This is a genomic window from Secundilactobacillus muriivasis, assembly GCF_054785195.1.
Window position 1 is genome coordinate 18,218 of record NZ_BAABMI010000064.1, and the last position, 11,693, is coordinate 29,910.

At 47.8% G+C, this 11,693-nt stretch carries 10 protein-coding genes and 1 other annotated feature; of the genes, 4 read left to right on the forward strand and 6 right to left on the reverse strand.

What is annotated here, in order from left to right; translation table 11 throughout:
- Positions 1-60: 60 nt before the first annotated feature.
- Positions 61-286: a binding site (T-box leader), on the reverse strand.
- A 553-nt stretch (positions 287-839) separates the two neighbouring features.
- The 3 genes from trpX to ACYVR3_RS13610 are packed head-to-tail and all read left to right on the forward strand — an operon-like array spanning position 840 to position 3,503.
- Positions 840-1,835: a tryptophan ABC transporter substrate-binding protein gene (gene trpX, locus ACYVR3_RS13600; protein ID WP_461244694.1), complete on the forward strand. Its 996-nt coding sequence runs from the start codon at positions 840-842 to the stop codon at positions 1,833-1,835.
- Positions 1,836-1,837: 2 nt separating this feature from the next.
- The gene (locus ACYVR3_RS13605; RefSeq protein ID WP_057151835.1) at positions 1,838-2,737 is read left to right on the forward strand and encodes an ABC transporter permease; all 900 of its coding nucleotides are present in this window, start codon (positions 1,838-1,840) and stop codon (positions 2,735-2,737) included.
- A complete protein-coding gene (locus tag ACYVR3_RS13610; protein ID WP_054733771.1) occupies positions 2,730-3,503 on the forward strand; it encodes an ABC transporter ATP-binding protein in 774 nt (257 codons plus the stop codon). The genes ACYVR3_RS13605 and ACYVR3_RS13610 overlap by 8 nt, the downstream gene beginning before the upstream one ends.
- Positions 3,504-3,848: 345 nt before the next feature.
- Here the strand turns inward: ACYVR3_RS13610 and ACYVR3_RS13615 are convergent, their stop codons facing one another.
- The 6 genes from ACYVR3_RS13615 to ACYVR3_RS13640 all read right to left on the reverse strand — a co-directional run bounded on the left by ACYVR3_RS13615 (position 3,849) and on the right by ACYVR3_RS13640 (position 8,459).
- Positions 3,849-4,715, reverse strand: coding sequence for an NAD(P)-dependent oxidoreductase (locus ACYVR3_RS13615; protein ID WP_461244695.1), 867 nt, complete (start codon positions 4,713-4,715; stop codon positions 3,849-3,851).
- A gap of 18 nt (positions 4,716-4,733) precedes the next feature.
- Entirely contained in the window at positions 4,734-5,054 is a 321-nt protein-coding gene (gene trxA, locus ACYVR3_RS13620) for a thioredoxin (RefSeq protein WP_054733765.1), read from the reverse strand.
- Complete coding sequence (locus ACYVR3_RS13625; RefSeq protein WP_461244696.1) at positions 5,029-5,802, reverse strand: TerC family protein; 774 nt, start codon at positions 5,800-5,802, stop codon at positions 5,029-5,031. The genes trxA and ACYVR3_RS13625 overlap by 26 nt, the downstream gene beginning before the upstream one ends.
- Positions 5,803-6,474: 672 nt before the next feature.
- Positions 6,475-7,095: a glycoside hydrolase family 73 protein gene (locus tag ACYVR3_RS13630; RefSeq protein ID WP_461244697.1), complete on the reverse strand. Its 621-nt coding sequence runs from the start codon at positions 7,093-7,095 to the stop codon at positions 6,475-6,477.
- A gap of 141 nt (positions 7,096-7,236) precedes the next feature.
- Positions 7,237-8,214: a linear amide C-N hydrolase gene (locus ACYVR3_RS13635; protein ID WP_461244698.1), complete on the reverse strand. Its 978-nt coding sequence runs from the start codon at positions 8,212-8,214 to the stop codon at positions 7,237-7,239.
- Between the two features lie 2 nt (positions 8,215-8,216).
- Positions 8,217-8,459 carry a hypothetical protein gene (locus ACYVR3_RS13640; RefSeq protein ID WP_054733757.1) on the reverse strand — a complete coding sequence of 81 codons (243 nt, stop codon included), beginning with the start codon at positions 8,457-8,459 and terminating at the stop codon, positions 8,217-8,219.
- A 237-nt stretch (positions 8,460-8,696) separates the two neighbouring features.
- Here ACYVR3_RS13640 and ACYVR3_RS13645 point away from each other — a divergent pair, with 237 nt between their 5' ends.
- Positions 8,697-11,441: an MMPL family transporter gene (locus ACYVR3_RS13645; RefSeq protein WP_461244699.1), complete on the forward strand. Its 2,745-nt coding sequence runs from the start codon at positions 8,697-8,699 to the stop codon at positions 11,439-11,441.
- The last annotated feature ends 252 nt before the right edge of the window (positions 11,442-11,693 follow it).

Here is an 11,693-nt window from a genome sequence, read left to right on the forward strand (position 1 = left end):
CTGCATGTCCTCCTTATGCGTTTGTATGTCGACAAAAAAATCCCTAGTTGTTCTTCAACAACTAGGGACGCTTTACCGTGGTACCACCCATCTTCGCTTTAGCGAAATCGCTAAAACCTCTACGTACAATTATACGTTGCAAGGTATCGGTTGCCACCGTGGTACTAGCCGTTACGACCGTACCATTCTCTGAGATCATCTTCCCCGCGGTCAACCGCTTCTTCTCACCAACCAAAAGCTCTCTTGATGGTTCAACCTTGGGTACTCTTCTCGTCATCGACTCATAATGTTTTAATTGTATGTTAATCTATCACATTTTAACTTAACGGTCAAGCGAGTCGCCAAGACGCCTTTAGCCAATAGCATCGTTCGTGATAGATTATTTCTATCACCTTTTCATCATGACAAATACACGCAATCCCCCGTGCCCGTAGTCAACTTTAACCATTTCACTCGAGTGTTTAATTCTGCCATTCGCTGGCTTGCTGGTTAATAATTTAGATGATACCCGGTCACATTTAACCGCGCTTATTCATCGCTTCAACAAAATCGGTTGCGAGAATGGGACTTCTTGCGTATAATTGAGCTATTCACAACGGAGGAAATTCGCATGACTAAGTCAACCACTCAACTGAATACTTGGCAAAGCCGGTAATCAAACTGCTACTTCGGATGCGGTTTGAGCTCATGTTCAATACGTGTCCATGCCGGTGACTTTGTAATGCGAGTGACGCAGCATGACTAACCATGCTCGTCGCTCCGACCAAAGGCGACTTCTGCATGGAAGTCGCCTTTTTCGTTGGTTAAATTTATTTATTATAGTAAGGAGTCGAATGATTATGAAGCGACTATACGCACTTATTGCCGTCATTCTAGTCTTTCTTGGATTTGCGTTTGTTCAAGAAGGTGGCGACAACAAAACGGCTCGGGTCGGTAAACCCACCGTTGGTATTTTACAATTAATGTCTCACCCCGCGCTGGATGCGATTCATCACGGAATCTTGCACGGCCTGAAGGAAAAGGGCTACACGCCAGGTAAGGACGTTAAGATTGATTTCCAAAACGCCCAAAATGATCAGAGTAACCTAATGACCATGAGTAACCGGTTCGTGAATGAAAATGCGGACGCGGTCATCGGGATCGCCACCCCATCAGCACAAGCCTTGGCTAACGCGACTTCTAAGATTCCAATCGTGCTTGGGGCCGTTACCGATCCTAAGGGCGCTGGGTTAGTTAAAAACAATAAACGTCCCGGCCACAACATCACCGGGGTTTCCGATCAAGCACCACTGAAAGAACAACTTGGTCTGATCAAAAAGGTAATGCCAAACATGAAAACGCTGGGAATCTTCTATACTTCTAGCGATGATTCCGCCGTTGCGCAGTACAAGCAGTTCAAAGCACTTTGCGCACAGGAAAACATTACGTTAAAGGCCTATTCAATTTCGAACACCAACGACGTGGACCAAGTGTCTCAACAAATGGTCTCAGGGGTTGACGCCGTCTACGTACCAACTGATAACACGGTGGCCTCAGCCATGCAGACCTTGGTTAAAAATGCCAACGCTGCTAAGGTGCCCGTTTTCCCAGCCGTTGATACGATGGTAAAGAGCGGTGGTTTGGCTACTTACAGTATCAATCAATATAAACTTGGTGTGATCACCGGTGAAATGACCGCTGATATCTTAGATGGTAAGAAACCAGCTACCACCCCAATTCACTACATCAAACATGGGGACCTGATCCTCAACCAACAAGAAGCTAAAAAACTGGGTATTACCTTCCCTGCTTCACTCGTGAAGGAAGCCCAACAGAAGGGAGAAATCATTAAATGAGTATTGGATTAGGCGTTTCCGCTATCGGGCAAGGCTTGTTGTGGGCAACCCTTGGTCTGGGCCTGTTTTTAACCTTTAGAATTTTAGATTTCCCCGATATGACCGTTGAAGGCACTTTCCCAATGGGGGCTGCAACCTGTGTGGCTGCCATTAATCACGGCATTAACCCATTCTGGGCAACCATCATGGCCATTGGCGTTGGGATGCTGTGTGGACTTGCCACCGGCCTACTGTACACCAAGGGGAAAATTCCGATTCTGTTAGCCGGAATCTTAGTCATGACCGCCGCCTACTCGATCAATTTACGGATCATGGGTCGGTCAAACTTAACTCTGTTGGATAAGCCAACCTTGTTGAAGGGCGCATTCCTCCAGTCATTGCCAATGTATTTTGACAGTGTTGTCCTCGGAATGATCGTCATTGCGCTACTGACATTAGTGTTGATCTACTTCCTGCAAACCGACCTTGGTCAAGCGTTCATCGCCACCGGTGATAACGAAAAGATGGCCCGGTCACTCGGGATCAAAACCGATAACATGAAGATCATGGGCCTGATGGTTTCTAACGGGGTCATTGGCCTCGGGGGTGCCTTAGTTGCCCAAAACGACGGTTATGCCGACGTTAACATGGGGATTGGGGTCATCGTTATCGCGCTGGCATCGATCATCATTGGCGAAGTCGCATTTGGCGAACTAACCATGAACCAACGTTTGGTTGCTGTGACCTTAGGCTCGATTCTCTACCGGTTCGTGTTACTGGTCGTCTTGCGTCTCGGCTTCAACACCAACGACTTGAAGCTCTTCTCGTCAGTGGTCTTGGCCCTATGCATGATGGTGCCAGTCTTCCGCAACGTCTTCAACCTCAAACACGTCATCAAACGGGGGGTATCGATCGATGAGTAAGCCAATTTTAGAACTCAAACACGTTGTCACTAAGGTGAACCGCAACACCCCTGAAGAAATCACGTTGCTGAAGGACTTAAACCTAACCATCAACGAAGGCGACTTCATTACGGTGTTAGGGTCAAACGGGGCTGGTAAATCCACCCTGTTCAACACCATCGCCGGTAACCTACCCGCCGATTCAGGCGATATCTTACTGCGTGGCAAATCCATCGTTCACGAATCAGAAGAAAAGCGCACGCGCTTCTTAAGCCGGGTCTTCCAAGATCCTAAGTTGGGGACGGCCCCACGGATGACCGTTGCCGAAAACTTGTTGCTAGCAACTAAGCGTGGCGAAAAACGACACTTGATGCCCCGCCACCTCAAGCAATCCATGGCGGAATTCGAAGAACTCACTGCGGGTATGGGCAACGGCTTAAACGAGCGGTTAAACACCCCTACCGGCAACCTTTCCGGTGGTCAACGCCAAGCCTTAAGTTTCCTGATGGCAACGTTGCGCCGGCCAGATATTCTCTTACTGGACGAACACACCGCCGCCTTGGATCCCAAAACGTCACAACAACTGATGACGACCACTAACGAACGCATCATCGACCAAAAGCTAACCTGCTTGATGATCACCCACCATTTGGATGATGCCATCACTTATGGTAACCGGTTGATCGTAATTGGCGATGGCCGCATTACTTACGACGTTGCTGGCGAAGAGAAGCAACGTTTGACTAAGGAACAGCTTTACGGGTTCTTTTCAGATTTGAAGGAATAGATTGTTAAACTAGCTAATTAATAAACGGGACACGATTAGGTTAAAAAATCGTGTCCCGTTTTTTGCTTTCGTTTGTGTCCGGCGTGAGTGTTGGGTGTATGGTGAATGTCGGCTGTTTGTCGTCGCTTCGCTCGCCAAAGCCGCATAAAAATCAGCGCTCTCAGGCTACAAAATTCGGCGCCACTTAAACTGTCATTTCTAGGGTTCCTGACATTGCAGGGACTTGTCAACCACGCGCTTTCTGGCCACCACGCCGAATGGTGCTGCGCGAGACTGAGAGCTGCATGCAAGGCGACAAAAAAAGCACCATCACAACTATCAGTCAGTCGTAACGATGCCGTCAAATCATTTCTGTTCGTAAAGTTTAATCAAGCCTTGCGTACCATCATCGCCCAAGCCCTTATCATCCACCATTGTCTGATAAAGTTGCTTAGCCAGTTTAGTAGCGGGTAAGTCAAGATCCATCCGTTCCGCTTCGTCCAATGCGATTCGGAGATCTTTGAGGAAGTGCTTTGCGAAGAAGCCTGGGGTGTAATCACCCTTTAGAATCCGTGGCACGTAGTTGTCCATACTCCAGTTATCAGCGCCACCGCTACTTAACGTGGTCAACACGTCAGTCAATGGTAAATCAGCTGCCTTCGCATAAACCAACATTTCAGTCAAGCCGGTCATAGTCCCAGCAATCATAATCTGGTTCGCCATCTTCGTATGCTGGCCCTTCCCCGGCCCGCCGAAAAGGTGGATCTGTTTACCCATGAGTTCAAACAGTGGCTTTACCCGGTCAAAACTGGCTTGGTCACCACCGACCATGACGGTCAACGTGGCGTTCTTTGCGCCAATATCACCACCAGAAACCGGAGCGTCCAATGCAGTTGCGCCAAGTTGCTTAGCGACAACGGCGATTTTTTCCGCTAACGATGGTGTACTCGTAGTCATATCTACTACGATTTTGCCAGTCGTTATTTCCCGGAAAATACCCTTGTCACCGAAATAAATTTCCTCCACATCAGCAGGATAGCCCACCATGGAGAACGTAATTTCAGCAAATTTAGCCACTTCTGCCGGCGTTGCCAACCAAGTTGCGCCGTTAGCAACCAACTGATCCGTCTTCGCCTTAGTGCGATTATACACCGCAACCTCGTGACCAGCATCCAATAAATGCTGAGCGATTGCGGCACCCATGACACCCGTTCCAATAAACCCGATTTTCATTTCGAACAGCCTCCTGACTTATTCAGCGGCAAGTTTGCGGTCAAGGTACGCCGCTAACTTTTCCTTTGGATACAAGCCGGTTACCTTTTCAACGGCCTTGCCATCCCGGAATAACACTAAGCTGGGAATACTCATGACCTTGTAGTTCATTGCGAGGTCTTGGTTATCCTCAACGTTGAGTTTGCCAAATTTGATCCGATCGCCGTAGTCGTCTTCCAACTGTTCAAGGACCGGATCCATCATTTTACAAGGCGCACACCAAGAAGCCCAAAAATCAACCAACACTAGCCCGTCCTGGGTCTCGGTCGCTAAATTATCCTTTGTGATCGTCGTTGCCATTCGTTATCGCCTTACCCTTTCGTGCTTTTTTAGTGTAGTGGATCACCAGCGTGACGATAATGGCACCCAATACGATGAGGCCAAAAATCGCCGCCGGAATTTCAATATCGATCATCGGAATACTTAAAAATAGTTTGATGGCAATCAACGCAATCAACGCGTAGGCCATCGGTTCCAATTCTGGAATGATGCGCATAAGTTTCATGATCATTTCAGCGATTCCACGCATTGCGAGGATCCCAATCATCCCACCAATCAGGACGATTACGGGGTTCGCTGAAACCGCTAATGACGCCAACACCGAGTCGATTGAGAAGATGATATCCATCAACTCAATCTGAATCACCACCGACCAAAATATCGGAATGACCCGTTTCTTCTCAGTGACCAGTTTCCGAGTGTGCTTAACCCGGGTTTTTGAGAAATACTGAAAGGTTAAAAACAGCAGGTACAGCGCGCCAAGCACCTTGATTTCCCAAAAATGAATCAAGTAAGTCCCAATCCCAATAATTAAAAAGCGGAAAATATAAGCGCCCCAAATCCCGTAAAACAGGGACTTTTCGCGCAATTCTTTAGTGGGCAACGCTTGCGTCTGCGCCGCTAACACCACCGCATTATCTACTGAGAGTAAACACTCGATCAACACCAGCGAAAAAATAATCAGCCAATCACTACCAGACGTGACGACCGTTGCCCAGTTATGACCATCAAAAAAGGGACCATAAAGTTTCCCGATTAAGTCGAACAATCTTCTACCATCTCTCCAATCTCTTGTGTCTCTAAGCTAGTTACATCATACAGATTTGGCGGGGAGATGACAAGTGATGCGTGCGTAGGAATGGGGAATTTTATGGAATGGCGTTAGGTTGTGGAAATGTGGGGGATTGATGCTGAAACGGGCTGTGTAAAGATAAGAGTTGCTTATCAGGCCGTTCAGGTCATACTGGTCAAAATCAGGAAGACTTTTTACTACTTCTGAGTGCTTTCGGCGACGCTCATTGCTGCTACTTATTTTCGGCGCCACTGGCTTTAGTTGGCGCTAACCGTTAACCTTTTGAAGCCTGTTAACGTAACCACCTTGATTAGCCTGCGCCGAAATGAGCGAAACAAAACTGAGCCTTGCATATAAGGGCACCTAAGCAGTACTGGCCACAGACCGGGAAGGCTTTTTACTACCTTTGCGTGCTTGCGGCGGCGCTCATTGCTGCTACTTATTTTCGGCGCCACTTGGGCTTTAGTTGGCGCTAATCGATGACATTTTGAAGTTTGTTGACGTTACCACCTTAATTAGCCTGCGCCGAAATGAGCGAAACAAAACTGAGAGTTGCATATAAGGGCACCTAAGCAGTACTGGCCAAAGTCCGGCCAGTACTGCTTAGGTGCCCTTATACTCCACTCTCAAAGCGTTTTGTTTCGCTCTCTATTCATCAAACCTAGCCAAATTATACCCACTAATCACATTAATCAACTTATCAGCATAATTCGGATCCGTCGCATAACCATTCGTCTGGAGGTACTTTGCCGCCGTTCGGTAGTTTGTCGTGCCGCTTGGTAGGAACTGCTGGCTCACTACCGCATCGTGGTCTAAGATGGCCGCTGCCAGACTTGGATATACCCGGAAGTAGGCGTTGATTGTGACCTCCTTACCGTTGACGTATTCCTTGGTTGGAAACAGCTTGGTGTTGCCATTATAGCTGCCCTTCATGCCAAACGGATTATCCGCCTGTTGGAACAGTTGCGACTGGCCCCAGTTGGATTCAATGATGGCCTGTGCCACTACGATGCTTGGGAGTACCTGGTGATTTTTCTTGTACACCTGCATCGCTGGCTTGGCCATTTTATAGATAAATTTACGTTGTCGTTTTTGTTCGGGACTTAGCGTTTCAGTCTGGGTGGTCGTCTGAGTTGACTGATGGTCAAATACTCGGTTCATCAAGTATTTGCCACCGAAACCGCCACCAATCACTAATAGCACCAACACAAAAATAAGCGTTGCCGTCCCCTGTTGATTCGACTTTTTTCGTCGCCGTTTTTTGGCCACTTTGGTTAACTCCTCATCATTCGGTTTTCTAGATTAGGTGCCTTTAATTGCACCATCAGACACTTCACCTCATAGTTTACCGAATTTGAGGATAATAGGCAAAATATGGCGTGACAACTTAGCAAATTCTTACGGACAACCCTAAGCTAACGTTTCCGTATGCAACTGATCCCCAGTCCCGTAAAAATGCGGTTCCGTCCAGTCTAACATCTCATCCGTCAGCTGTAACTTCAACAAGCCCAGCCGGTTATACGGCTCGTAGTAGTACGTCCGCGTTTCCAAGCTCACTGCTGACCGGTAAACAGTGTAGGTGTGTTGATAATCAGTGCTCTTGGGTACGCTGACACTGTTCAATAAATGCCAGACGCTCACGACTGCTTCATCCTCGTTGGCGGGTTGGTCAACGCGTTCCTTGTAGTAGGCCGCTCGGATAAATCGAGACCCTGGGGTATATGACCCCAACGGCACCTTCTTACCCGAAAAACTCCCGGTACTGACCCGGGGTGTATTTAACGGCACCTGCCCCGCTTTAAAGGCTTCGGTCAGCGTCATGTAGTTGTCGAGTTGCCGAATCTGACGTTTAAAATCAAACGCATTGGTCAAAATACCGAGTGGGTTTTCAATCATTTTTAAGGGTTGGTGCGACGTTTCGATGGCCACAATGCGCCCAGTTGGATCCGTGGCAACGAAATGCAATTCTGGATAGCCGTACTGGTGCACCGCGTTTTCACCACTCATCATCTGTAGTTCTGGCAGGTGTGCTTCGATCTCGGCAACTGATTTAAAGTTGCCTAACAGATAGAATGGCAATTCAAACGGGGCTAACGAAGTGCGGTTCGGATCGGCAATCTGGTCAAACAAGGCGCCATTCGTAAAGGTCAGTTTCTGCACACTTAACCCATACTCGTTTACACCATCCGAAATATCAATTTCATCGTCGTGCGCCCCGCCACTACCGATCATGGCATAACGGTTATGGTATTGGTGATCGTCAAAAACGGACCGCCAAGCGTGGTTTCTTGGCACAAACACCGGTGCCGCACCCAAAGCGTGCCAATCCATGGTCCGCCCAAGCACATGACTGCCATCTAACGCAATTTGGTAAATACTGGTACACATAGCTAAGACTCCTTTGACTGCAAGGCCTTCAACGTCTGTTCAAATTGAGCGTCAATTCGCCGTTGAACCTTATCGGGAATTCCCGCGGCGTTTGGATGTTGACGTAGTTCCGGTTCTGCCACCTTCAGGTACGTAAACATCACTTCGCTGACATCTAGGTGATACTGAGTTGCTAACTTCAGCGCGGTCGCAAACCGTTGATCGGTATTTAACGCCGCATAGGGACTTTGGTACGATGATGACATAGTCAAACATCCTTTCTTAATCATAACTCGTTCGGTCACTTTCGACCGACTGCAATCATTAACTATACCCAACTTTGGGGCATATTGACACTAATGTGATTCGTCACTGGCATACCCGGTCCAAATTTAATCTAAAAAAGCGTGAAATCACCCGCTATGATTGAAAAAGCTATGTTAAAATAGAGGAATATATCTGTGCGCCGAATTTTGGTGACGTTTTAAGGGAGATTTTATGCAATGAGAGAGCGGATACGCAGTTTACACGAAAACCGAATCTTTTCATTGTTGGTTTGGCTAATTGCGATTTTTGTCGCAATTGTGATGATGCCAAATACAACGAGTTTGATTCAAGAATACGGCCAGCCTCAGCTGTCGAATACTAGTCAGCCAATGGTGTCTCGAGCGATTCAAAACAACTGGGGACGCAACATTTCCGGTACATACAACGTGACGGCTGTCTTCAACAACCCCAGCGGTAAACTGACCACCGCTCAACAGTTAAGTATCGATAAAACTGTTCAACGGTTAACTGATAAGGAGAAGTTGTACGGGATTAAGTCGATTCAGACTTTAGAAACGAACCCAACGGCCAAGAGCCAGTTCTATTCTAAAGATCAATCGACTGAGATCGTGCAACTGGCATTAGATCGCAACCAGGGCGATTTACGGGTCTTAACCCAACAACTCCAGAATCAGGTTAAGACGAACGGACTTAACACCTACGTCACGAGTCCAGAAATTATCAACGATGCCTCAAACGAAAAGATTAGTCAGGCAACGAATATCGCCACCATCGTTGGCTTTATTTTAAGCCTATTGATCATCGGGATCATCTTTAAGTCCCTGATTGCCCCACTGATCTCCACCCTGTCGATGTTGATGATGTACGCCGTTTCCATGGGCTTAGTTAACAACCTCGTCACCCGAGCAAACTTCCCGTACTCCGAGTACATGCCATTATTAATGCTGATGCTAACCTTGATTCTTGGTACGCTTGGTCACTTCTACTTATTTAGAGCCTTCAAGCAACACCTTGAAGCTGGCGATTCACCTCGGGAAGCAACAACCGCAAGTATCCGTGATAACCGGTACTTCCTCGGGATGATTTGTCTCATCCTTACCCTGATTTTTGCGGGCTTCTGGTTATTCAAATTCTCGACGTTGCGCGCCATGTCCGGTCTCGCCATTGTCACGATCATTACGGTTCTTGGCAGTCTGACCATTGCACCGATTTTCTTATCACTACTCGGCGAACGCTTCTTCTGGCCAGCAGTTGATAACAGCGCATCTGAACACCAACTTTGGAACCGCCTTGGCCGTTTCGGTCTCTGGCAACCATTCGTTGCGATCATTGCTGTGCTGTACATCGTTGGGCCATTTGCATTTGTGTACCGCAACAACTTGAACTTCTCGGCAGCCAAAACGGTGCCAGCGAATAACCAAGCCGTTACCGGGATGCGCGTGCTTAACGCCCACTTTGGTGAAGGCACCGCAACCCCCGTCACCATTTACGTTCAAAGTACTGATCGGGTCGATAACGAACGCGCCCTACTGCAACTGGATAACTTAACCACTAAGTTACAATCCATGTCAGGCGTTGCCAGCGTCACCTCATTGACTCAGCCTAACGGGCAACCAATCAACGAGTACTACGTGAACAACCAACTCAACAACATGAACATGAGTTTAAAGGGTGCTACGGATCAACTCAGCACCATCCAAACTGAATTAAAGAGTAACCGCAGTGATTTAAGTGCCGTTAAATTAGCCGAAGAAGCTGATAAGATCGATACGTTAGTCAGCCGGGCTGACCAGTTATCCTCTGATACCAGCACGGTTGAGTCACAGGTTTCTCAAATTGCGGGTCGGGCTAGCGTTTCACAACAATCCACGGCTTCCGCTAAGGTTCGTCGTTACCAACGGTTGTTAAGCCTGATCAACACGCAATTGCAGACCGTTTCCTCAAACATGCGCGCTTTGGGTAACCAAGTCAGCACATCACAGTCCGAAACGTCCAGCGTTCAAAGCAACGTTTCCGGCTATGCAACTCAGTTATCCGCAATCGAAACTAGTTTGAAGAAGTCCAGCACGAGTCTGGGTGGCTTGATCAAATCCTATACGGACATCTACAGTTATTTGACCGCCTTACAAGCTTCCGATGCAGCGAAGGTTTACTACATCACGCCAGAACAACTGACCAGCATGCAGTTCCAACAATCACTGTTATCAAACACCAGCCAAAACTACAAGACCACCAAGTTAACGGTTTACCTCACCGATTCAGCGGCTGCTAAGAACCCTTCAGCAACCCTTGAACACTTACAACAAGAGGTGAATACGCAACTTCAAGGTACTTCATTAGCTGGCGCAACCATCGCTTACACGGGTCAACCCGTTGTTCAAGATACGATTCGTCAGTCCATCAAGGATAATGCGATTGGCTTAACCGCCCTCATCGTTGGCGTTTTGCTGTTCATGGTTGCCTTAATCAGCCGTTCCGTTCTCCAACCACTCTACTGGTTGATGGCTTACGGCCTGTCATTTGGCGCTAGTTTCCAATTAGCGCAACTCACCAACCACTTCATGACTGGTGACGCCGACTTCAACTGGCAAGTGCCACTGATTGCGTTCGTGCCCGTTATTGTTTTAGGCACCTACCAATTAGTCGAACTTGGGCTAAGCTACCGGTTTAACGACGAACCAATGCTTGACTGGTTATTACCAGGCATCACTGCCCTTGGGCAAACCGTTCGTCATTACCTGTTTGCAATCCTAGTCCTCTGCTTGGTTCTCTTTACCACCGGGTTTAACCCACTGACCCAAGCCGGCTTAATCGTTGGCTTCACCGCCATCATCTTCAACTTGATCCTCCCAATCATCGTCACCGCAGTTGGTAAACTCACCATTACCTTACCAGCTAAGAAACCGCGTCAATCACATCATTTACTGAAGCGGCGCTCGAAGAAGGATCCTGAAGCATAGTTAATCATTGCTTAACACCAAAACGACAGCTAACTTTTATGTTGGCTGTCGTTTTTTGTTGTCGTTTGTGTCTAGCGTAAGCATTTTTCTGTTTAGTTTGTGAAGTGAGATTTGCGTAAACGGTCGATTCCGGTAAGCGGCTAGGTTAGCTGCGCTGGCCGGCCTGAGCCAAAGAGCGGTCTCAGCCCTCGAATCTAAGCCTCGCCAAAACCCGCGCGAGTCTTAGATTCGTCCCCGATAATTGGCGGTTGT